At 66.0% G+C, this 21,488-nt stretch carries 18 protein-coding genes; 3 read left to right on the forward strand and 15 right to left on the reverse strand.

Going from position 1 to position 21,488, the window contains the following annotated elements; all coding sequences use genetic code 11:
- Nucleotides 1-5: 5 nt before the first annotated feature.
- The 14 genes from glgX to paaG form a co-directional block, all read right to left on the reverse strand.
- Nucleotides 6-2,135, reverse strand: a complete 2,130-nt coding sequence (gene glgX / locus GV368_RS04955) for a glycogen debranching protein GlgX (RefSeq protein ID WP_169115714.1) — start codon at nt 2,133-2,135, stop codon at nt 6-8.
- Entirely contained in the window at nt 2,132-4,042 is a 1,911-nt protein-coding gene (gene glgB, locus GV368_RS04960; RefSeq protein ID WP_169115715.1) for a 1,4-alpha-glucan branching protein GlgB, read from the reverse strand. Before glgB ends, glgX begins: the two co-directional genes overlap by 4 nt.
- On the reverse strand, nt 4,039-6,558 hold the full coding sequence (locus GV368_RS04965; protein ID WP_169115716.1) for a glycogen/starch/alpha-glucan phosphorylase: 2,520 nt from the start codon (nt 6,556-6,558) through the stop codon (nt 4,039-4,041). Before GV368_RS04965 ends, glgB begins: the two co-directional genes overlap by 4 nt.
- Nucleotides 6,551-8,017, reverse strand: a complete 1,467-nt coding sequence (gene glgA / locus GV368_RS04970) for a glycogen synthase GlgA (protein WP_169115717.1) — start codon at nt 8,015-8,017, stop codon at nt 6,551-6,553. Before glgA ends, GV368_RS04965 begins: the two co-directional genes overlap by 8 nt.
- The gene (gene glgC / locus GV368_RS04975; protein ID WP_169115718.1) at nt 8,014-9,303 is read right to left on the reverse strand and encodes a glucose-1-phosphate adenylyltransferase; all 1,290 of its coding nucleotides are present in this window, start codon (nt 9,301-9,303) and stop codon (nt 8,014-8,016) included. Before glgC ends, glgA begins: the two co-directional genes overlap by 4 nt.
- A gap of 70 nt (nt 9,304-9,373) precedes the next feature.
- Nucleotides 9,374-9,676 carry a YqjK family protein gene (locus tag GV368_RS04980; protein ID WP_142810394.1) on the reverse strand — a complete coding sequence of 101 codons (303 nt, stop codon included), beginning with the start codon at nt 9,674-9,676 and terminating at the stop codon, nt 9,374-9,376.
- Nucleotides 9,676-10,071 (reverse strand): phage holin family protein, encoded by a 396-nt coding sequence (locus GV368_RS04985; protein WP_142810396.1) that lies wholly within the window; start codon nt 10,069-10,071, stop codon nt 9,676-9,678. Before GV368_RS04985 ends, GV368_RS04980 begins: the two co-directional genes overlap by 1 nt.
- On the reverse strand, nt 10,071-10,421 hold the full coding sequence (locus GV368_RS04990) for a DUF883 family protein (protein WP_169115719.1): 351 nt from the start codon (nt 10,419-10,421) through the stop codon (nt 10,071-10,073). Before GV368_RS04990 ends, GV368_RS04985 begins: the two co-directional genes overlap by 1 nt.
- 179 nt (nt 10,422-10,600) lie before the next feature.
- Nucleotides 10,601-11,818 carry a 3-oxoadipyl-CoA thiolase gene (gene pcaF, locus GV368_RS04995; protein ID WP_169115720.1) on the reverse strand — a complete coding sequence of 406 codons (1,218 nt, stop codon included), beginning with the start codon at nt 11,816-11,818 and terminating at the stop codon, nt 10,601-10,603.
- A complete protein-coding gene (locus tag GV368_RS05000) occupies nt 11,815-12,519 on the reverse strand; it encodes a TetR/AcrR family transcriptional regulator (protein ID WP_142804104.1) in 705 nt (234 codons plus the stop codon). The genes pcaF and GV368_RS05000 overlap by 4 nt, the downstream gene beginning before the upstream one ends.
- Nucleotides 12,520-12,588: 69 nt before the next feature.
- A complete protein-coding gene (paaK, locus tag GV368_RS05005) occupies nt 12,589-13,911 on the reverse strand; it encodes a phenylacetate--CoA ligase PaaK (RefSeq protein WP_169115721.1) in 1,323 nt (440 codons plus the stop codon).
- Nucleotides 13,912-13,964: 53 nt separating this feature from the next.
- Nucleotides 13,965-14,432 carry a hydroxyphenylacetyl-CoA thioesterase PaaI gene (gene paaI, locus GV368_RS05010; protein WP_169115722.1) on the reverse strand — a complete coding sequence of 156 codons (468 nt, stop codon included), beginning with the start codon at nt 14,430-14,432 and terminating at the stop codon, nt 13,965-13,967.
- Nucleotides 14,429-16,003, reverse strand: coding sequence for a 3-hydroxyacyl-CoA dehydrogenase (locus tag GV368_RS05015; protein ID WP_169115723.1), 1,575 nt, complete (start codon nt 16,001-16,003; stop codon nt 14,429-14,431). The genes paaI and GV368_RS05015 overlap by 4 nt, the downstream gene beginning before the upstream one ends.
- A gap of 13 nt (nt 16,004-16,016) precedes the next feature.
- On the reverse strand, nt 16,017-16,835 hold the full coding sequence (gene paaG, locus GV368_RS05020) for a 2-(1,2-epoxy-1,2-dihydrophenyl)acetyl-CoA isomerase PaaG (protein ID WP_028875201.1): 819 nt from the start codon (nt 16,833-16,835) through the stop codon (nt 16,017-16,019).
- Nucleotides 16,836-16,978: 143 nt separating this feature from the next.
- On the opposite strand from paaG, the gene paaN reads away from it, so the two are divergent.
- Genes paaN through GV368_RS05035 form a run of 3 tightly spaced genes read left to right on the forward strand, consistent with a single transcriptional unit; the run spans nt 16,979 to nt 20,288 of the window.
- Nucleotides 16,979-18,652 carry a phenylacetic acid degradation protein PaaN gene (gene paaN / locus GV368_RS05025; RefSeq protein ID WP_169115724.1) on the forward strand — a complete coding sequence of 558 codons (1,674 nt, stop codon included), beginning with the start codon at nt 16,979-16,981 and terminating at the stop codon, nt 18,650-18,652.
- A 57-nt stretch (nt 18,653-18,709) separates the two neighbouring features.
- Nucleotides 18,710-19,312, forward strand: coding sequence for a phenylacetic acid degradation protein PaaY (paaY, locus tag GV368_RS05030; RefSeq protein ID WP_169115725.1), 603 nt, complete (start codon nt 18,710-18,712; stop codon nt 19,310-19,312).
- Nucleotides 19,313-19,325: 13 nt separating this feature from the next.
- Entirely contained in the window at nt 19,326-20,288 is a 963-nt protein-coding gene (locus GV368_RS05035) for a zinc metalloprotease HtpX (RefSeq protein ID WP_169115726.1), read from the forward strand.
- 26 nt (nt 20,289-20,314) lie between these two features.
- Here GV368_RS05035 and GV368_RS05040 read toward each other — a convergent pair whose 3' ends face one another.
- Nucleotides 20,315-21,478, reverse strand: coding sequence for an ABC transporter permease (locus tag GV368_RS05040; RefSeq protein WP_206673286.1), 1,164 nt, complete (start codon nt 21,476-21,478; stop codon nt 20,315-20,317).
- Nucleotides 21,479-21,488: the final 10 nt, after the last annotated feature.

Consider the following 21,488-nt stretch of genomic DNA (forward strand, 5'->3'; position numbering starts at 1 on the left):
AGGATTCACCCGGCATTGAGCTGCAGGAGGGCGAGCGCGTGGCCTTGCAGCGGATAGGGCTCGCCGCCATGGTAATCGCCATCCGGCGAGAGTCCGTCTTCGAACGCCGTGTCGAGCAGGACGTGCCACGGGCCCACGCCGAGGAAAGGGGGGAGCTGGAACGGGATGGTCTCGTGGTAGGCGTTGAATAGCAGCACGAAGCTCGCGTCTTGGATGGGGCGTCCGAGCGGGTCGCGCTCGGTGATCCCTCGTCCGTCGAGATACACGCCGAGACAGCGGGCGAAATGTTCGTTCCATTGCTGCTCGCTCATCTCGGCACCGCGCGGATCGAACCAGACGATGTCTTTGACGTCTTTGCCGTGAATCGGACGGCCCTGGAAGAAATGGCGACGGCGGAAAATGGGGTGTTCCCGGCGCAGGGCGACGAGGCGCTGCACGTAAGCGAGCAGCCGCTGTTTCGCTTCGTTCGGTTCCCAATCGACCCAGGAGATCTCGTTGTCCTGGCAATAGGCGTTGTTGTTGCCGCGCTGCGTGCGGCAGATCTCGTCGCCGGCGAGCAGCATGGGCACGCCCTGGGACAGCAGCAGCGTGGCGAGCAGGTTGCGTTTCTGCCGCGCGCGCAGGGCGTTGATGGCGGGGTCGTCGGTCTCGCCTTCCACGCCGTAGTTACACGAGAGGTTGTTATCGGTGCCGTCGCGGTTGTCTTCGAGGTTGGCCTCGTTGTGCTTGCGCTCATAGCTCACGAGGTCGTGCAGGGTGAAGCCGTCGTGCGCCGTGACGAAGTTGATGCTGGCGTGGGGGCTGCGGCCGCTCTTGCCGTAGAGGTCGCTCGAACCGGTGAAACGCCGGGCGAATTCGCCGATGAGCCCGCCGTCGCCGCGCCAGTAGGCGCGGACCGCGTCGCGGTATTTGTCGTTCCATTCCGCCCAGCCGGGGGGAAAATTCCCCACTTGATAGCCGCCTTCGCCCAGATCCCACGGTTCGGCGATGAGCTTGACCTGGTTGAGCACGGGGTCTTGCTGGATGATGTCGAAGAAGGCCCCGAGCCGATCGACTTCGTGCAGCTCACGCGCCAGCGCCGAGGCGAGATCGAAGCGAAAGCCATCGACGTGCATCTCCGTGACCCAATAGCGCAGACTGTCCATGATGAGCTGCAGCACGTGCGGTTCGCGCATGTTGAGGGTGTTGCCGCAGCCGGTATAGTCGAGGTAATAGCGCGGCTCGTCTGGCTTGAGTCGATAGTAGCGGGCGTTGTCGATGCCGCGAAAGGCGAGGGTGGGGCCGAGGTGATCGCCTTCGCCGGTGTGGTTGTAGACGACGTCGAGAATGACTTCGATGCCAGCTGCGTGTAGCGCCTTGACCATGGTTTTGAATTCGCCCACGGGGTCGCTCAGGGCGTATCGATTCTCCGGGGCGAAGTAGCCGATGGAGTTGTAACCCCAGTAGTTGCACAGTCCTTTTTCCACGAGGCGGCGCTCGTCGACGAAGGTGTGCACCGGCATCAACTCCACCGCCGTGATGCCCAGCCGCGTGAGATACTCGATCACCGGCAACGAAGCCAGCCCGAGATAGGTGCCGCGTAGGCATTCGGGAACCTGGGGATGCAGGCGCGTGAATCCCTTGACGTGCAATTCATAGATCACGGTCTCGTGCCAAGGGACATTGGGATGGCGATCGTCGCTCCAGGTGAAAGCGGCGTCGATGACCTGGCAGCGTGGCATGCCGGCCGCGTCGTCACGGCGATCGAAGGAAAGATCGGCCTTGGGGTGGCCAACGTGATAGCCAAAATGCGCGTCGCTCCAGCGAATTCCGCCGACGAAGGCTTTCGCATAGGGATCGAGCAGTAGTTTGTGCGGGTTGTAGCGGTGCCCCGATTCGGGATGGTAAGGGCCATGCACGCGGTAGCCATAGAGTAGTCCGGGCCGGGCCTCGGGGAGATAGCCGTGCCAGACGTCGCCGGTACATTCGGGCAGGGCGATGCGCTGTACTTCGCGCTTGCCGCCCGCTTCGAACAGGGCCAACTCGACTTTCTCGGCATGACCGGCGAAGAGGGCGAAATTGACGCCATTGCCATCCCAGGTGGCGCCTCGTGGATAGGGCCGACCCGGCCCGACGATGGTGATGGGCTCCATCATGGCACTCCTTCTGCGCTGACGGAAGGCTCCAGGTAGAGCACCGCGAGCGGCGGCAGGTTAAGGACGAGCGACTGCAGCCGGCCATGTGCAGGAATCGCTTCGGCACGCGCGCCTCCGGCATTGCCGAGGTTGCTGCCGCCGTAGCAGGCGGCGTCGGAATTGAGCCGTTCGCGCCAGTACCCCCCTTGCGGCACGCCGATACGGTAGCCGTGGCGCGGGATCGGCGTGAAGTTGGCCACCACCAGCACGAGGGGGCTGCCCGGGGCGTGGCGCAGGAAGGCGAGCACGCTCGCCTCGGCATCGTGGCAGTCGATCCACTCGAAGCCGTCGGCGTCGAAATCGCGCTGGTACAAGGCGGGGGTGGCGACGTAGTAGGCGTTGAGGTCGGCCACCCACCGGCGCAGCCCGTCGTGCTCGGGCTGTGCCAGCAGGTGCCAGTCGAGGCTCGTCTCGTGATCCCATTCGCGTGGCTGGCCGAATTCGCCGCCCATGAAGAGCAGTTTCTTTCCCGGGTGGGCCCATTGATAACCGTAGAGCAGCCTCAGGTTGGCGCGTTTCTGCCAGTCGTCGCCCGGCATCTTGGCGAGCAGCGCCCCCTTGCCGTGCACCACTTCGTCGTGCGACAAGGGGAGCACGAAGTTTTCATTGAAGGCGTACCACAGGCTGAATGTGAGCCGGTCGTGGTGGTATTTGCGGTAGATGGGATCTTGGCGAAAGTAATCGAGCGTGTCGTGCATCCAGCCGAGGTTCCATTTCATGCCGAATCCGAGCCCGCCGAGATGCACCGGGCGCGAGACCATCGGCCAGGCGGTGGATTCCTCGGCGATCGTTTGTACGTCCGGATGAAAGCGATAGATCGAGGTGTTGGCCTTGCGCAGGAATGCGATCGCGTCGAGATCTTCCTTGCCGCCTCGGGCATTGGGAATCCACTGCCCCGGCTCACGACCATAGTCGAGATAGAGCATGGATGCGACGGCGTCCACGCGCAATCCATCGAGGTGATAGACGTCGAGCCAGAACATCGCGCTCGAGAGCAGAAACGAGCGCACCTCGTGCCGGCCGTAGTTGAAAATGGCGCTGTGCCAATGCGGATGATAGCCGCGGCGCGGGTCGGCGTGCTCGTAGAGGTAGGTGCCATCGAAGCGCGCGAGGCCATGTGGATCGTCGGGAAAGTGCGATGGCACCCAGTCGAGGATCACCCCCAGGCCGTGGCGGTGCAGGGTGTCGACGAGGTACATGAAATCTTGGGGTGTGCCGTAGCGCGCGGTGGGCGCAAAATAGCCGGTGGTCTGATACCCCCACGAACCATAAAAGGGATGCTCCGTGATCGGCATGAGCTCTACATGGGTGAATCCCTGCGCACGGGCGTATTCGGCCAACGGCTGGGCGATCTCGCGATAGGTGAGAAAGCGGTTGCCGTCTTCCGGCACGCGCCGCCAGGAGCCGAGATGCACTTCGTAGATCGACCAGGGGGCGTCGAGCGCGTTGGCCCTCGCCCTCGTTTCCATCCAAGCGGCATCGTTCCAGTCGTAATCGAGCCGCCAGGCGCGCGAGGCGGTACCGGGCGGCACCTCCCAATGGAAGGCGTAGGGGTCGCCCTTGTCGAACGGGGCGGGGGCATAGGGCGAATCGATGCGGTATTTGTAGCACTGTCCGGCGCACACGCCAGGCACGAAGCCTTGCCAGATGCCGGAACCGTCGGGGCGGGCGTGCAATCGGTGCGCGTTGCCGTCCCAGTCATTGAACGTACCGATCACCGCCACGGAGCGGGCGTTGGGCGCCCACACGGCGAAATGCGCCCCTTCTTCTTCCAGCCGACAGCCGAGCTTGCCGTAGAGGTGGGCGTGGCTGCCCTCGCGAAAGAGGTAGACGTCGTGCGGCGTGAGTGGAGCGTGGGGGTTCGTCACCGGGCGGTGCCTCCTTCGACTTCGACCGGATGGAGGTGCCAGACGGTCTCGTTGTATTCCCGTACCGTACGATCGACCGAGAAAATGCCGCTACGCGCCGTGTTGCGAATCGACAGTCGCGTCCAGCGCTCGGTATCGCGATACGTCTGCGCGGCGCAGCACTGGGCTTCGGCGTAGGCACGAAAATCGGCGAGCACGAGCCAGGGATCCTGCGGATTCTTCAGGGCGGCGAGCACGTCGTCGTAGAGTCGGGGGTCGAAGGGGTTGAAGTGGCCGGATTCGAGCAAGGCGAGGGCGCGCCGTAGGTCTTCGTCCTCGGCGATGAGCCGCTGGGGATCGTAGCGCGCCCGCAGTGCGTTCGCCTCTTCGACGCTCAGCCCGAAGGCGAAGAAGGCTTCCGAGCCGACGGCTTCGTAGATCTCGAGGTTCGCGCCGTCGAGCGTGCCGATGGTGAGCGCCCCGTTCATCATCAGTTTCATGTTGCCGGTGCCCGAGGCCTCCTTGCCGATGGTCGGAATCTGCTCGGAGAGCTCGGCGGCCGGCGCGATGCATTCGAGTATACTCACGTCGTAATCGGGCAAAAAGGCGACCTTGAGCAGCGAGCCGACGTCGGGGTCCAGCGCGACGATGCGCGCCACGTCGTTGATGAGTTTGACGATCTTCTTGGCCATCGCATAGCCGGGCGCCGCCTTGCCGGCGAAGAGCACGCAGCGCGGCGTCCAGTCGGCGGCATCCCCGCGCTTGATGCGATCGTAAAGATGGATCACGTGCAGTACGTTCAGAAGCTGCCGTTTGTATTCATGGATGCGCTTGACTTGCACGTCGAACAGGGCGTCGGGCGAGAACTCGATGCCGGTGGTGCGCAGCACCCGCTCGGCGAGCCGCTCCTTGTTGTGCCGTTTGATCTCGTGCCAGCGACGGCGAAATTCGGCCTGCTCGGCGCAGTCCTCGAGTGCGTGCAACTGCGAGGCGTCGGTGATCCACGCCGGGCCCAGCGCCTCGTCGAGCAAGGCGCGCAGCTGCGGGTTGCAGCGGGCGATCCAGCGCCGGGGCGTGACGCCATTCGTCTTGGCATGGAATTTCTGCGGCCAGAGTTCAGCGTGATCGCGCAGCACGGTGGAGACGAGGAGCTTGCCGTGCAGGGCCGAGACGCCATTGACCGAAAAGCTGCCCACCACCGCCAGATGAGCCATCCGCACCTGTCCGTCGGCCGAGAGGATCGCCATGCGCTCGTGGCGTTCGGGCTCGTTGGGCCATTTCGCATGCACGAGCAGCGCGAAACGCCGGTCGATCTCGGCGATGATCTCGTAGACGCGCGGCAAGACGCGCTGCACCATGGCGGCGGGCCAGGTCTCGAGCGCCTCGGGCAGGAGCGTGTGATTGGTATAGGCGACGCAGTGCGTGACGATCCCCCATGCCTCCTCCCAGCCGAGGTGATACTCGTCGATGAAAATCCGCATGAGCTCGGGGACGATGAAGCTCGGATGGGTATCGTTGATCTGGAAGACGTGGAATTCGGCGAAGCGCTTGAAATCGGGCCCGTTCGCCGCCACCCACTGCTGCACCACGTCCTGGGCGGAGGCCGAGGCGAGGAAATAGTGCTGGCGCAGCCGCAGCTCCTTGCCGCTTTCGCTGGCATCGTTGGGATAGAGCACCAGCGTGATGTTCTCGGCGGCATTTTTCGCGTCGACCGCCTCGTAGTAATCCCCTTCGTTGAATTTGCTGAGGTTGAATTCCTCCGACGCGGAAGAGGACCACAGGCGCAAAGTGGCGACGTAACCGTTGCGGTAGCCGGGGATGGGGACGTCGTACGGTACCGCCTGGACTTCCTCGTCGTGATCCCAGTGCACGTAGAGCCAGCCGGTGTGCGGATCGACGTAGTGGTGCGTTCTCCCGCCGAAACGCACCGTGCGCGTGTATTCCGGCCGCGGGGTTTCCCAAGGGAAAGCGCCGTTCTTCAGCCAATGATCCGGCTCCTCGATCTGCCAGCCGTCGCGGATGATCTGGCGGAACATCCCGTAGTTGTAACGCAGGCCATAGCCCAGCACGGGCAGGCGTTGCGTGGCACAGCTATCCAGCATACAGGCGGCGAGCCGCCCCAACCCCCCGTTGCCCAAGCCTGCGTCCGGCTCGACCGCCTCGAGGCGATCGAGCGCTTGACCGAGTTCTTCGAGCGCACGCCGCCCGTCCTCTTCCACGCCGAGATTGAGGAGCGCATTGCCGAGCGAACGGCCGATCAGAAATTCCATGGAGACGAAAAAAGCCTTGCGCCGCGCAGTGCCGTGGTAGGCGTTCCAGGTACGCTGCCAGTCGAGCATGAGGCGATCCGCCAGCGTGTAAGCGAAGGCGCGAAATTGGTAGAACGGCTCGGCCGTCAGAGAGCGGCCGAGCCGCTTGTAGAGGTAGCCGAGGAAATCTTCCTGCAAGGCGGGCGCATCGCGCCCCGTGCGCCGAACGATGCGTTCCAGCCAATGGTTGCTTCCCCCGCTGGCTGCCACGGCCGGCGCTTCATCCATGATAGAGCTCCCGGTATTCGGTCGCGCGGCGTGGCCAGCCGAAATCCTGTTCCATGCCATTGCGCTGAATCGTGCGCCAGGTACGGGGTTTCTCCCAGTGCGTGAGCGCGCGCGCCAAGGCGGCGGTGAGCGCTGCCGCCGTCGGCTCCGTGAAGACGAAACCCGTTGCCGTTCCTGCAGCGAGCGTAGCCTCGGTGGTATCGACCACGGTATCGCGCAAGCCACCCACCGCATGCACCACCGGCGGGGTGCCATAGCGCATGCTGTACATCTGGTTGAGCCCGCAGGGTTCGAAACGCGACGGCATCACGAAGACGTCGCAGCCGGCTTCGATCCGGTGCGCGAGCGGCTCGTCGTAGCCGAGGCGCACGAACACGCGCTGCGGGTGGGCTGCCGCGAGCGCCGCGAATCCTTGGGCGAAGCGGGCCTCCCCAGCCCCCAGGGCGACGAAACGCAGCGGGGTGCGCTCGAGCAGCCCTGGCAACGCTTCGAGCAGCAGGTCGACGCCTTTTTGCGCCACCAACCGGCCGATGAACCCGGCAAGGGGCGCTTCGCGCCGTGCCTCCTGGGGTGCGCAACCGAGGGATTCGAGCAGGGCCGCGCGGTTGGCGGCCTTGGCGCTCACCCAGCCGCGCGCGGGGGAATAGCGCCGCGCGAGATGGGGATCGGTCGCCGGATTCCAGCGTTCGGTGTCGATGCCATTGACGATGCCTTTCAGCCGCCCCTGGGCGCGACACTGCTGCAGGGCGCCCTCGAGACCACAGCCGAACTCGGGGGTACAGATTTCCTCGGCGTAGGAAGGGCTCACCGTCGTCACCCGGTCCGCCCACAGGATTCCACCCTTGATCATCGACATCTGGCCGTAGAACTCGAGCCCGTCGAGCGACCACCACGAGGGCGGCAAGCCGAGTCCGCTGAAGAGCGAAGAGGGAAAAAGTCCCTGGTAAGCGAGGTTGTGGATGGTGAAGACGGAGCGCGGCCGCGCCGATTCGAGCGACAGGAAGGCCGGCACGAGCCCCGTCTGCCAGTCGTTCGCATGCACCAGGTCGAAACGGGCGTGCGGCGCCGCCCGCCCCATCGCCACTTCGACGACGGCGCGGGCGAACACGGCGAAGCGCTCCCCGTTGTCCCACCACTCGTGCTCGGCATCCTCGCCGTAGGGGGTGCCGGGGCGGTCGTAGAGCACGGGGATGTCGAGCAGCAGCAAGGGCAGATCGATCCCCTGCGCCCGGCCCCACCACAACCGGGCTTCGTGTTCACGCCCGACGCCGGGCAGCGTACAGGCACCGGCAAGATCTCGCCCTTCGAGCCGATCGAGCACGCAGCGGTAGGCCGGAAGCATGAGCGTCGGCGCTTCGCCCAAGGCGGCCAAGGCGTGCGGCAAGGCGTGCGCGACCTCGCCCAGCCCGCCGGTCGTGGCCAACGGATAGAGTTCGGAGGCGGCGAAGAGCACCTTCATTTCGCCACCAAGGGAAATGTGCGACCGAGCATGACCGGGGTGACGACGACGATGCCCGAGTCGGGGTCGACGCAGAAACGCTCGCGATCGTGCTCGACGTCGTAGCCGATCTCGGTGCCCGGCGGCAGGACACAGCCCCGGTCGATGATCGCGCGCCGAATGCGGCAATGCCGCCCGATCTCGACTTGCGGCAGCAAGATGCTGTCTTCCACGCGGGCATAACTGTGCAGGAAACAGTCGGTGGAGACGATGCAGCGGCGCACCGAGGCGCCGGAGAGCACCACGCCGTCGGCAACCAGCGCATCGAGCGCCATGCCGCGCCGCCGATCCTCGTCGAAGGCGAATTTCGCCGGCGGACGCTGCGGCTGGTAGGTCCAGATCGGCCAATCGGCATCGTAGAGATTGAGCGCCGGTTCGATGGCGCACAGATCCATGTTCGCCTCCCAATAGGCGGCGATCGTGCCCACGTCGCGCCAGTAATCGGGACGTCCGGCTTGATTCACGAAAGGATAAGCGAACACCCGCGCCCCGCGCGCGATCATCCCCGGCAGCACGTCGGCGCCAAAATCGTGCGAGGAATGCGGGTCGTCGTGGTCCCGGCTCACCTCGTCGAGCAACACCTGCGCGTCAAAGACGTAGATTCCCATGGAGACGAGCGAGCGCTGCGGCCGCCCCGGCAGGCCGGGGGGATCGGCGGGCTTTTCGAGGAAGTGCTCGACGCGACCCTGCGCATCGACCGACATCACGCCGAACGCCCGCGCCGATTCACGCGGCACCTCGATACACCCCACGGTGAGCTCGGCGCCGCTTGCGAGATGCGCCATGAGCATGCGCCCGTAATCCATCGTATAGACATGGTCGCCGGCCAAGACGAACACGTGCCCGGGGCAATAGCGCGCGATCATGTCGATGTTCTGGTAGATGGCATCGGCGGTGCCGCAGTACCACCCCTGCTCGCCCTGCGCGCCATCCTGCGAGGCAGGCAGCACCGCGACGAACTCGCCGATTTCGTGCCGCAGGAAGTTCCAGCCATATTGCAGGTGGCGTATGAGCGAATGCGGTGCGTACTGCGTGAGCACGCCGATGCGGCGGATGCCGGAATTGACGCAATTGGATAGCACGAAATCGATGATTCGGTACTTGCCGCCGAACGGCAGCGCCGGTTTCGCTCGCCACCGCGTCAACTCCTTGAGTCGGCTGCCGCGCCCTCCGGCGAGCACCAAGGCCAAGGTATGGCGCATTTGTCGCTCCGCGGACGAAGCGGGTACCGTACTCTTCTCCTGCATACTCCTCCCCATCGCAGCTTCGGGCTGCGTTTCACCGGAGGGTTTGTCGTTTTTGTTCCCTATTACATGATCATTTTTTGGTTTTGTTACCCACGAAGAGTTTGTGTGCCAGGCGCACCCCTTCGACCACACCCAGACCCCGCCCCCACCATTTGAGTGCGGCTTGCGCCGTGCCTCGCCGCCCCAGGCGCCACAGAATCGCGCCACCGGCGAGCGCGAGCGGTACTTTCCAACGCACGAGGGTGCGCCAGGCGTCGTCGACCGGACGCACCGCCTCGCGCCATTCGTTCGCCGCCCCTACCATGCGGCGTCGGTGCGCGGCGATGCGCGCCTCCAGCTCGGCCTTGCGGGTGGCGAGTTCGTCGCGGCGCATCAGGTCTCCTCACCGGGCTCCGCGAGCAGCTGCCGGTCGGTGGCGAGCTGGGCGAGCGTGGCGCGCAATAGGCTGCGGCGCCGGGCCAAGGCCCGCAAGCGCCAGCCGGAGTAGACGGCACCGACGAGCAGGACCGCGGCCACCGCCGCGATGGCGGTGAGCCGGTGCGTTTCCCAGAAGGCAGCCACCACGAACACGCCGACGAAGGCCAGCCCCAAGGCACCCAGCGCCAGGCTCAAACCCGCGAGCAGGAGAAGATCGAAGAGCCGGGCGCGCTCTTCCTCCAGCTCGAGCACCGCCAGCCTCAGGCGCATCTCGCCGCCTTCGAGCAGATGCTCGATCAAGCGCTTGGAAGCGCCGAAGACGCGCTCCATCGGGCCGGCGGGACGCTCCATCAGCGGCGGCCCATCAGCAAACCGATCAGCATGCCGACGGCAGCACCCAGGCCGATGCTGGTCCAGGGATGCTCGCGCACGTAGCCTTCGGTCTGCTGCGCGGTGGCGCGCAGCGTGGTGCTTGCCTGCTGATAGAGCTCGGCGCCGCGCTCGGCGAGCCGTTCCCGCGTCTCTTCCAGCCGGGCGCGGGCACGCTCACGCAGCTCACGGATTTCGCTGCTCGTTTCATTGGCCGTGGCGAGCAGCAACTCATCCAGAGTCTGCGCCAATTGACGCAGCTCTTCTTTCAGCTTCTCGGTACTGGCTTGCGGCGTGGGGTTGGTTTCCGTGTGCACGTTTTGTTTGGTCATGGTGATTCTCCCAGGGAAAATGGCCTTGTTTCATTCTAGGGCAAAGGGTGAAAGAAAGCATGGAAACCTTCGAGCAAGACGCATCCAATTTCGTTCGGACGAACTCCCCTCACCCATGAGGCAACCCAAAAGGACTGCACGTCTGCCGCGTTTCACGCACAAACACGATTCCAGGCGATCTATCGCATACGCTCGATCACCATGGCGATGCCTTGGCCCACGCCGATGCACATCGTCGCCAGGCCATAGCGGCCGTCGCGGCGTTCGAGCTCGCGCGCGAGCGTGAGCACCAGGCGGGCCCCCGAGGCGCCCAGCGGATGACCCAAAGCGATCGCCCCGCCGTTGGGATTGACGTGTTCGGCATCATCGGGCAACCCCAGCTGACGCAATACCGCCAGCGCCTGGGCGGCGAAGGCCTCGTTGAGTTCGATCGCGTCGATGCGCGCCAGGCTCAGTCCCGCGCGATCGAGCGCCTTGCGCGTGGCCGGCGCCGGACCGATGCCCATGATGCGGGGTTCCACTCCCACGGTGGCCATGGCGACGATGCGCGCCATCGGTCGCAGCCCGTAACGCGCCACCGCCGCTTCGCCGGCGACGAGCACCGCCACGGCGCCGTCGTTCACGCCCGATGCGTTGCCGGCGGTGACGGTGCCCTCGGGTTTGACCACGCCCTTGAGCTTGGCGAGCGCCTCCAGCGTGGTCTCGGGCCGGGGATGTTCGTCGCGCACCACCGGCACCGTTTCACCTTTCTTGCCCGCGGGCACCTCCACCGGCACGATCTCGCCGTCGAAGAAGCCACGCGCGGCGGCCTCGGCGTAGCGGCGCTGGCTGCGCAGGGCGAAGGCGTCCTGGTCGGCGCGGGCGATGCCGAACTGCTCGGCCACGTTCTCGGCGGTTTCGGGCATGGAGTCGATACCGTAGCGCGCCTGCATCTTCGGGTTGACGAAGCGCCAACCGATGGTGGTATCTTCGATCTTGGCGCTGCGCGAGAAGGCGCTCTCGGCCTTGCCCAGGACGAAGGGCGCGCGGGTCATGCTCTCGACTCCGCCGGCGATCATCAAATCGGCCTCGCCACAGGCGATCGCCCGGGCGGCGGTGCCGATCGCGTCCATGCCCGAGCCGCACAGCCGGTTGATGGTCGAGCCGGGAATCGTCTGCGGCAGGCCGGCGAGCAACGCTGCCATGCGGGCGACGTTGCGGTTGTCCTCTCCGGCCTGGTTGGCACAGCCGAAGTAGACGTCGTCGACCGCCTCCCAATCGACCTGCGGCTGGCGTGCCATGAGCGTGGCGATCACGTGCGCGGCGAGATCGTCCGGGCGTACCTGGGCGAGGGCACCGCCATAACGGCCGATGGGGGTGCGGATGCCATCACAGAGATAGACCGCGCGATTCTTCATCCTTTTTCTCCTTGTAGGGTCGGCACGACGGCCTCGTCCGGGTCTCGTATTGGTTTCGATTCAACGGCGAAGCGCTGCAGCAGGTCTTCGCGTCTGGCGATCGCATGCACGCCGGCCATGAACATCGTCGTCACGATCGGTGCCATGTCGCGGTAACTCAGGGGACCGTCGGGCCTCAGCCAGGTGAAGGTCCAGTTGATCATACCGAAGAGCACCATGGTCACCGGCTTGAGCAGCGCCGTGGCGGCGAGCTCCGGCTCCAGCGCCGCGATCACGCCCGCAAAGGCCCGTACCACCTGGCGCTGCTTCTCCAGCACCGGTTCGCGCAACGGCTCGGGCAGGTGCTTGACGTCCTGCACCAGCACGATGTGCCGGTACTGCGAATGTCGGTATTCTTCGAGGAAGCGGGCGATGAGGCGATCGAGCACCACGCCGGCTCCCGCGGGGCCGAGGGGCGGTTCGCGGCCGAGTTCCTCTTCGACGATGGCCACCAGGCGCTCGACGTAGGACAGGGCCACATCGAACAGGATGTGCTCCTTGTCCTGGTAATAATGGTAGAGGAGCGCCTTCGACACGCCGCAGGCTCGAGCCAGCGAGGCCATGGAAGCGGCGTGAAAGCCCGCTTCGGCAAAAAGCATCGCCGCCTTTTCCAGGATCTCGTTGCGCTGCTGCTCGAAGGATTCACCGCGTCTACGGGCCATTTCCGCCCCCCTTGCGTCGTCATGGATCGAGGCCGTAGCATACCGCGGCAGTCTCGATCCGGGTCGCGCTCATTCCTTCGGCCGCCGGTCGATCACGCGCCGCGCCTTGCCCACCGTCACGCGCTCGATGGAATAAGGCTCGCCGACGATGACGTTGGCCGACACGCCGATGAAGGTCTTGATGAGGTGGGCGAGCTCCTTGGCGAGCGCCTGCTTCTGCTCCGGATGGCGACCGACGCCTTCCTCGGGATTGATCTCGACCTTGACGGTGAGCCGGTCGAGATAGCCCTCTTTCTCCACCTCGAGCACGTAGTGCGGTGCGAGCTTGGGAATGCGCAGGATCAGCTCTTCGACCTGGGTGGGGAAGACGTTGACGCCGCGGATGATGAGCATGTCATCGGTGCGGCCGGTGATCTTGGCCATGCGGCGCATGGAACGCGCCGTAGGCGGCAGCAGGCGCGTGAGATCGCGCGTACGGTAGCGGATCATCGGCAGGCCTTCCTTGGTGAGCGTCGTGAACACGAGCTCGCCCTCGGCGCCATCGGGCTGCACCTCGCCCGTGACCGGGTCGATGATTTCGGGATAGAAAAGGTCTTCCCAGATGGTCGGCCCATCCTTCGTCTCGATACATTCGCAGGCGATGCCCGGCCCCATCACTTCCGAGAGGCCATAGATGTCCACGGCGTCGAGCCCGCCACGCTCTTCCATTGCCCGGCGCATCGCATCGGTCCAGGGCTCGGCGCCGAAGACGCCCACCTTGAGCGAGCAGGTGCGAGGGTCGATGCCCAGGCGCTCCATTTCGTCGAACACCGTCATCATGTAGGAGGGCGTGACCATGATGATGTCGGGCTTGAGATCCATGATCATCTGGATCTGTTTTTCCGTCTGACCGCCGGACATGGGGATGACGGTGCAACCGAGGCGCTCGGCACCGTAGTGCGCTCCCAGCCCGCCGGTGAAGAGCCCGTAGCCGTAGGCCACGTGGACGATGTCGCCGGGGCGGCCGCCGGCGGCGCGGATCGAACGGGCGACGACGTCGGCCCAGGTGTCGATGTCCTTCCTGGTGTAGCCCACCACGGTGGGCTTGCCCGTGGTGCCGCTGGAAGCGTGGATGCGGACGATCTTCTCGCGCGGCACGGCAAACATGCCATAAGGATAGTTGTCGCGCAGGTCGTATTTCGTCGTGAAGGGGAACTTCGCCAGATCTTCCAGCGATTTCAGATCGTCGGGATGCACCCCGTGCTCGTCGAAGCGCTTGCGATAGTGCGGCACGTTCTCATAGGCGTGGCGTACGCTCCATTTGAGCCGTTCGAGCTGGAGCGCGCGCAGCTCGTCGAGGCTGGCGGTTTCGATCGGTTCCAGATCGCCGGGTGCGGGTTTCTTCACGGGCATGGTCATCTCCTCCTTTCCCTTTTCCTCTTCGTTCGTCGTGTGGGGCAGCCGCGTCAGTCGAGTTCGACCACCGCCCGCCCCTTCAAGCGGTAAGACTTGCCGCGCATCACGGCCACCAGCTCGCCGCGCTGGCTGGTGATGCTGACGTCGTAGACGCCGGTACGTCCGGCCAGCGCGACTTCGCGCCCCTCGGCGGTGAGCACGTCGCCTTCGCGCACCGGCGCGAGAAACTCGGTGGCCAGGCCGGAAGCGACCGTCATCTCGTTGTAACTGTTGCAGGAATACGCAAAGGCGGTATCGGCCAGCGTGGTGACGATACCGCCATGGCAGATGGCGAAGCCATTGAGCATGTCACGGCGCACGGTCATCTCCATCTTGGCGTAACCCGGCGCGATCTCCAGCAGCCGGATGCCGAGATGCTGCGCACAGTGGTCGTGCTCGTACATGCCGGCGCCGACGGCTTCGGCCACTTGCTGCGGGTCGAGCCCAGCGGTGAGATCCCGATATGAAGCTTCCGTCACTTCCCTTCTCCTTCATCGCCGCCAACGAGCGGCCGTCCGTTCCAGAGGTGCCGCCGCAAGAGCGGCGAGACCCGGTAGCGATCTTCGCCGTAGTGCTCGGCGAGCCGATCGAGCAGACCGACGATGCGCGCCACGCCCGTTGCCTCTCCCCAGGCGAGCGGCCCAAGCGGATAGTTCGTGCCGTAGCGCATGGCGGTATCGATGTCGCGCGGCGTGCCGATGCCGGCGAGCACGGCGTCGGCCGCCTCGTTGGCGAGCATGGCCACGGTGCGCGCGAGAATCAGCCCGGCGACGTCGTCGAGCGGGGTTACGGCGATTCCCGCCCGCTGCAGCAGCCCGAGCGCGCATGCCCAAGAATCCTGCGCACAACCATCGGCCCGCGCCAGCGCCGCGCGCGGCGTCTGTGCCCAATCGCGCGCCCAGTCGAGCACGACGACGTCGGCATGGCCGTACTCGTGCGCGAGGCGCGTGGCCGTGCGTCCGTCGGTGGGCACGATCCAGGTGTTTGCAGCCTCGATCCGCACGGGTCCGGCATCGGCGGGCCGTCGGTGCACCACCACGCCGGCGGCAGCGAGCCGCTCGAGCAGCGCAGAGAAGGGGCCGAACTCGCCCACGGCGGCGACGGCAGAAGGCGCCCGATCGAGACATGACGGGGCTTCGGCCGCGGCGGGACGCTGCGCTCCTGCAGCGTAGTCGTAGAACCCCCGTCCGCTCTTGCGCCCGAGCCGTCCGGCCCAGACCAGCTCCTGCTGGATGAGGCTGGGCTGGAAGCGCTTGTCGTAGAAATAGGCCGACCACACGGATGAGGTGACGGCGAAATTGACATCGTGTCCGATGAGATCCATCAGCTCGAAGGGCCCCATGGGAAAGCCCCCCGCCTCGCGTACGATCGCATCCAGCGTGGCACAGTCGGCCGCTCCCTCGGCGAGCACGCGCAAGGCCTCGGCATAGAAGGGACGGGCCACGCGATTGACGATGAACCCCGGCGTGGAGCGCGCCATCACGGCGATCTTGCCCCAGCGCACGGCGGTGTCCCTAATGGCTTGCGCCACTTCCGGTGCCGTGGCCAGACCGCTCACCACCTCCACCAGCTTCATGCGCGTAGGCGGATTGAAGAAATGCATGCCAACCACCCGCTCGGGGCGCGCGAGCGGAGCGGCGATGGCGGTGATCGACAGCGAAGACGTGTTGGTGGCAAGGATCGCCTGAGGCGGTACCAGGGGTTCGAGCGAAGCGAAGAGCACCCGCTTCACCTCCAGATCCTCGACGATCGCCTCGATCACCAGATGCACCTGCGAGGCGACGCTCTGCGGTTCGGCCACCGCCCGGATACGATCGCGGATCGCGCTCGCCTCTTCGGCGCTCATCCGCCCCTTGCGCACCCCGCCATCGAGCTCTTCGGCGATCGCCGTGAGCGCGCGCCGGCGGGCCTCCTCGCTCACGTCGGAAAGAAACACCAGATGGTCGGCACTCGCCGCCACCAGGGCGATCCCGCGCCCCATCGCCCCGGCGCCGACCACCAGCACGGCGTGGCCGGGCGCGAGGGCCGCGCCCCCTTCGCGTTCTTGCATCGTCTCCTCCCCCTCAGCGTCCGCGGAAGCGCGGTTGGCGTTTCTCGAGGAACGCCTGCACCCCTTCCCGATAATCCTCGCTGCGCCCACAGGCCGACATCAGGTCGCGCTCGAGATCGAGCTGCGTGGCCAGATCGTTCGTGCCGCTGACGAGCAGGGCTTTCTTCGTCATGGCATAGCCGAACGTGGGGCCTTGTGCGAGGCGCTCGGCCACCTCGCGCACCGTGGGCAACAGCGCCTCGTCCTCGACGCATTTCCAGATGAGCCCCCAGCGCTCGGCCTCTTCGGCGGAGAGTTTCTCGCCGAGCAGCGACAGCCCCATGGCACGCGCCAGCCCCACCAGACGCGGCAGCACCCAGGTGCCGCCGGTATCGGGGATGAGCCCCAGCTTGGCGAAGGATTCGATGAAAGAAGCCGAGCGCGCGGCGAAGACGAGGTCGCAGGCCAGCGCCAGGTTGGCTCCGGCACCAGCGGCCACGCCATTGACCGCGGCGATCACCGGCAGCTCGAGCCGGCGCAGGCGCAGCACGAGCGGCTTGTAGTTCTTTTCGATCGACTCGCCCAGATCCGGCGCCTGCGCGCCCGGGGCCACTGCCCGGTCGGACAGGTCCTGCCCGGCGCAAAAGCCTCGTCCGGCACCGGTGATCACCAGCACCCGGATCGTGCCTTCGGCGCGACCCGCCTCGACGCGATCGAGCGCGGCGCGCAGCTCCTCGTGCATGCGCGTGGTAAAGCTGTTGAGGCGCTCGGGCCGGTTGAGCGTGAGCCAGGCTACCGCCTCGCGCACTTCCAGCAGGATCGTCGGCCCTTCGGCCGCCGTGGTCTCCGCCATGTCGTCTCCTCCCCCTCATCAATTTTTTTGACCGACCGTTCGATCAATAATATACTTGATCCAGGTCAAGGGATCAAGACGTTTTTCAAAAATAGCGAACCGTTTTACCTTAACATAACCCGAATCACCGAAGGAGACGCTCCATGACCCATCCGCTCTTCGAAAAACACCAGGCTCTGCTCGAACAGGCGCTCGAAGCGATCGCCCGCCGTGGCTACTGGACCCCTTTCCCCGAAATGCCCAGCCCCAAAATTTACGGGGAGACGGCGCTCGAAGAGGGCAAAGCCGCCGTGCTCGGCCTCCACGGCCAGCGGTTTTCCCTTGAAGGTCAGCCGGGCACCGGCGAGTGGATCGCCCCGGAGCGCTCGCCTTATGGAGTGGAGCTGAACGTCTCCTATCCGGTGAGCGAGCCCGAGTCGCTGGTGGCCGCTGCACGCAAGGCGCAGGACGGCTGGCAAAAACTTGGCCCCAAAGGACGGGTGGGCTTGCTGCTCGAAGCCCTCGTGCGTTTGAACCGGCGCAGCTTCGAACTGGCGCACGCCGTGATGTACACCACCGGCCAGGGCTGGATGATGGCTTTCCAGGCGGGCGGCCCGCATGCGCAGGATCGCGGGCTGGAAGCAGTGACTTACGCTTGGGACGAAATGCGCCGTATCCCCGAAACCGCCCTGTGGGAAAAGCCCCAAGGCAAGAACCCGCCGATCCGCATGGAAAAACGCTATGAGATCGTCGGACGCGGCCCGGCGGTGGTGATAGGCTGTGGCACTTTCCCCACCTGGAACACCTATCCGGGCCTGTTCGCGGCGCTCGCCACCGGCAACCCCGTCATCGTCAAACCGCACAGCAACGCGATTCTGCCCGCCGCGCTCACCGTACGCGTGCTGCGCGAGCTGCTCACCGAACAGGGACTCGACCCGAACGTGGTGCAGCTGGCCGTCTTCGCCCAGCGGGAGCACACGCAACGGCTCGTCACCCACCCGGAGGTGAAATCCATCGATTTCACCGGCGGCTGCGCCTTCGGCAACTGGCTGCTCGAGCATTGCCGCCAGGCCCAGGTGTATGCGGAACTGGCCGGCGTCAACACGGTGGTGATCGAATCGACCGACGACTACCAAGGCATGCTGCGCAACCTCGCCTTCACCCTGTCGCTCTACTCGGGGCAGATGTGCACCACGACGCAGGCGATCCTGGTGCCGGCAGGCGGCATCGACACCAACGAAGGGCACAAATCCTATGAGGACGTCGGCCGCGATCTCGCCCGGGCAATCGAGGCGCTGCTCGCCGACGTCAAGGTGGCCACGGCCGTGCTCGGCGCCATCCAGTCCGAAGAGACGCTGCGGCGCATCGAAGAGGCCGCCTCCGGCGCCTTCGGCCGCGTCCTGCTGACCCCGCGGCGCATCGAGCACCCGGAATTCCCGCGGGCGCAGGTGCGCACGCCGGTGCTCGTCGCCTGTGAGGCCAAGGACGAAACCGCCTACATGGAAGAGCGCTTCGGCCCCATCGCCTTCGTGGTGGCGGTGCCCGACGCACCCCAGGCAGCCTCGCTCGCCGAACGCATTGTGCGGGAGCACGGCGCCCTCACCCTGGGTGTGTATTCGACCAAGCCCGAATACCAACAGACGATGGTCGAAGTGAGCTGGCGCGCCGGCGTGGCCCTGTCGCTGAATCTCACCGACGGGGTCTACGTCAACCAGTCGGCTGCCTTCTCCGACTACCACGGCACCGGCATGAACCCGGCAGCCAATGCGAGCTACGCCGACTCCGCCTTCGTCGCCAACCGCTTCCGCGTGATCCAGCGTCGCTGGCACGTGTCCTGATTTTTTCATGCCGCGGCGCCGGGTCGAAGAATATCCGGCGCTGCACGGAGAAAAGCCATGCCCTGCTATGAAATCGACGGCCTCAAGCCCGTCGTCCATCCCGACGCCTATGTCCACCCCGACGCCGTGCTGATCGGCGACGTGCACATCGGCCCCGGCGTCTATGTGGCGCCGCTCGCGAGCCTGCGCGGCGACTTCGGTCGGCTCATCATCCACGCCGGTGCCAACATCCAGGACTGCTGCGTCATGCACGGTTTTCCCGGCGCCGACACCGTGGTCGAGGAAGACGGCCACATCGGCCACGGGGCGATCCTGCACGGCTGCCGTATCCGGCGCAACGCGCTCGTGGGCATGAACGCGGTGATCATGGACGAGGCGGAGGTGGGGGAGTCGGCCATCGTCGCCGCGGCCGCCTTCGTCAAGGCCGGCATGACGATCCCGCCGCGCAGCCTCGCCGTGGGCGCTCCGGCCAAGGTGGTACGCGAGCTGAGCGAAGAGGTGCTAAACTGGAAAATCAGCGGCACGCAGACTTACCAGGAACTCACGCGCCGCAGCCGCGCCACCCTGCGCCCGTGCACGCCGCTGCCCGAGGCCGAGCCCGACCGAAAACGGTTCGAGAAGGAAGGAGTCGTGCCCTTGGTGGCACTGCGCAACAAATGAACCCGGGAGCCGCATGACGCAACGCATCGATCCTCACCTCTGGCAACGCCATGCCTGGATGAACCGCCTGCAGACGGCGGTGCTGGTGGTCGTGCTCGCCACGCTGCTCGCCACCGTCGGCTGGCTGCTGTGGGGCAATGACGGCATCCTCTACATGCTCGTCTTCTGCGCCGTGTCGCTCGTGCTGCAGCCGCTCGCCGGCCCCGAGCTGGTGCTGCGCCTCTACCGCGCCCAACCCATCGCCCCGGGCGAAGCTCCGGAGCTCCATGCCGTCGTCGAACGGCTCGCCGCGCGTGCCAACCTGCCGTGCGTGCCGCGGCTCTACTTCGTCGACACGCCCATCGTCAATGCCTTCAGCGTGGGCAGCCGCAATGATGCCGCCATCGCCCTCACCTCGGGGCTGCTCGCCCGGCTCGATCTGCGCCAGATCACCGGCGTGCTCGCGCACGAGGTGGCGCACATCGCCCACGGCGACGTGCGGGTCATGAGCCTGGCCGATTCCCTCACGCGTATGACGAGCGTGCTCTCGCTCACCGGCCAGCTCCTGCTGCTGGTCAACCTGCCGCTACTGCTCGTCGGCGCGGCGGTGGTCAATTGGCTGGCGGTGGGGTTGCTCATCTTCGCGCCGCACATCGCCATGCTCGTGCAGCTGGGCCTGTCGCGCGTGCGCGAGTTCGATGCCGATCTGGCGGCGGTCGCCCTCACCGACGACCCCGAAGGGCTTGCCTCGGCGCTCATGGCCATCGAGCGCGTGCAGCGCGGCTGGCGCGCCTGGCTCTTCCCTGGATGGGGCTCGCCCGAACCCTCGTGGCTGCGCACCCATCCGGCCACGGAAGATCGCGTGCGCCGGCTGCTCGAACTCGCCCGACGCGCGCCACCCTCCGAGCAGGATCACGACGACACACCGCCTTTCATTGCCTCATCCTCCTCCGGCCGCACCCCCCGCTACCGCCCCGGTAGTGGGCTGTGGTATTGAATCGATCGTTCACGCGCACGAGGCGCTCACTCGTGCCGCAACGCCTCGATCGGATCGAGCCGTGCGGCGCGACGCGCTGGAAAGAAACCGAAGACGATGCCGATCGCCCCCGAGAAGAGCGCCGCGATCACCACGATGCCGTAATCGGGTGAGAAGGGGAAGGCCAGCTTTTGTGCGGCGACGAAAGAAAACGTCAATGCCAGAATGATGCCGATGGTGCCGCCCAAAAAGGAGAGCACCACCGCTTCCACCAGGAACTGCAGCATCACGTCGGCGGCGCGCGCGCCGATCGCCAGGCGAATGCCGATCTCGCGCGTGCGCTCGGTCACCGACACCAGCATGATGTTCATGATGCCGATGCCGCCCACCAATAGGCTGATGCCGGCCACCGCGCCCAGCAGGGTGGTGAGCATGCGCGTGGTGCTAGTGAGCGTGCGCTCGATCTCCTTGGAATCGACCAGGCGGAAGTTGTCCTCCATGTTGGCCGACAGATGCCGGCGTTCGCGTAGCACGAGCCGGATGTCTTGAAGCACGCGCTCGTTGTCGACGCCGTCGGCGAGCGAGAGCTGGATCGAGTCGACGTCGGTGGTCCCGGAGATGCGGCGCTGGAAAGTACGCAGAGGGATGAGGGCGATGTCGTCCTGGTCGTTGCCCATGGCGCTCTGTCCCTTGGCATCGAGCAGGCCGATGATCTCGCAGGAGAATTTGTCCACTCGCATGCGCTGGCCGATGGGATCGTCCGCGCCGAAGAGCTCACGCGCCACCGTCTGGCCGATGATGCACACCGCCACGCCGGCGCGCAACTCGCTCGGCAGAAAGCCTCGACCGCGAACGATTTCCCAGCGCCGGGCCTCGAGGTACCCCTCGCCCGCACCGACCACGGTGGTGCTCCAGCTCTGGTTGCCGGCCACCACGGTGAGGGTGCGCAGCGATACGGGCGTCGACCAAACGACACCCGGCACCTCACGCGCCAGTGCCTGCGCATCCTCGACCTTGAAAGGGATGATGCTCTGCCCGGGACCGAAGCCTCGAGCGGGACGCAGGAAGACGATGTTGCTGCCCAGCGAAGAGATCTGGTCCGAGACCGCCTGAGTGGCGCCCCGTCCGAGCGTCACCATGGCGATCACCGCCCCCACGCCGATGACGATGCCGAGCACGGTGAGGAAGGAGCGCAGGGCGTTCCTGCCCAACGACCGGATC

It is taken from the genome of Tepidiphilus baoligensis (assembly GCF_012911495.1).
GTDB lineage: Bacteria > Pseudomonadota > Gammaproteobacteria > Burkholderiales > Rhodocyclaceae > Tepidiphilus > Tepidiphilus olei.

Excerpts from the sequence above, each read along its gene's own strand:
- GV368_RS05000 (WP_142804104.1), bottom strand. The coding sequence starts at position 12,519 with ATGGCCCGTAGACGCGGTGAATCCTTCGAGCAGCAGCGCAACGAGATC.
- glgX (WP_169115714.1), bottom strand. The coding sequence starts at position 2,135 with ATGATGGAGCCCATCACCATCGTCGGGCCGGGTCGGCCCTATCCACGA.
- pcaF (WP_169115720.1), bottom strand. The coding sequence starts at position 11,818 with ATGAAGAATCGCGCGGTCTATCTCTGTGATGGCATCCGCACCCCCATC.
- GV368_RS05035 (WP_169115726.1), top strand. The coding sequence starts at position 19,326 with ATGACGCAACGCATCGATCCTCACCTCTGGCAACGCCATGCCTGGATG.
- GV368_RS05015 (WP_169115723.1), bottom strand. The coding sequence starts at position 16,003 with ATGCAAGAACGCGAAGGGGGCGCGGCCCTCGCGCCCGGCCACGCCGTG.
- GV368_RS04965 (WP_169115716.1), bottom strand. The coding sequence starts at position 6,558 with ATGGATGAAGCGCCGGCCGTGGCAGCCAGCGGGGGAAGCAACCATTGG.
- GV368_RS04990 (WP_169115719.1), bottom strand. The coding sequence starts at position 10,421 with ATGACCAAACAAAACGTGCACACGGAAACCAACCCCACGCCGCAAGCC.
- paaG (WP_028875201.1), bottom strand. The coding sequence starts at position 16,835 with ATGGCGGAGACCACGGCGGCCGAAGGGCCGACGATCCTGCTGGAAGTG.
- paaN (WP_169115724.1), top strand. The coding sequence starts at position 16,979 with ATGACCCATCCGCTCTTCGAAAAACACCAGGCTCTGCTCGAACAGGCG.
- paaY (WP_169115725.1), top strand. The coding sequence starts at position 18,710 with ATGCCCTGCTATGAAATCGACGGCCTCAAGCCCGTCGTCCATCCCGAC.
- glgA (WP_169115717.1), bottom strand. The coding sequence starts at position 8,017 with ATGAAGGTGCTCTTCGCCGCCTCCGAACTCTATCCGTTGGCCACGACC.
- GV368_RS04980 (WP_142810394.1), bottom strand. The coding sequence starts at position 9,676 with ATGCGCCGCGACGAACTCGCCACCCGCAAGGCCGAGCTGGAGGCGCGC.
- paaK (WP_169115721.1), bottom strand. The coding sequence starts at position 13,911 with ATGCCCGTGAAGAAACCCGCACCCGGCGATCTGGAACCGATCGAAACC.
- GV368_RS04985 (WP_142810396.1), bottom strand. The coding sequence starts at position 10,071 with ATGGAGCGTCCCGCCGGCCCGATGGAGCGCGTCTTCGGCGCTTCCAAG.
- glgC (WP_169115718.1), bottom strand. The coding sequence starts at position 9,303 with ATGCAGGAGAAGAGTACGGTACCCGCTTCGTCCGCGGAGCGACAAATG.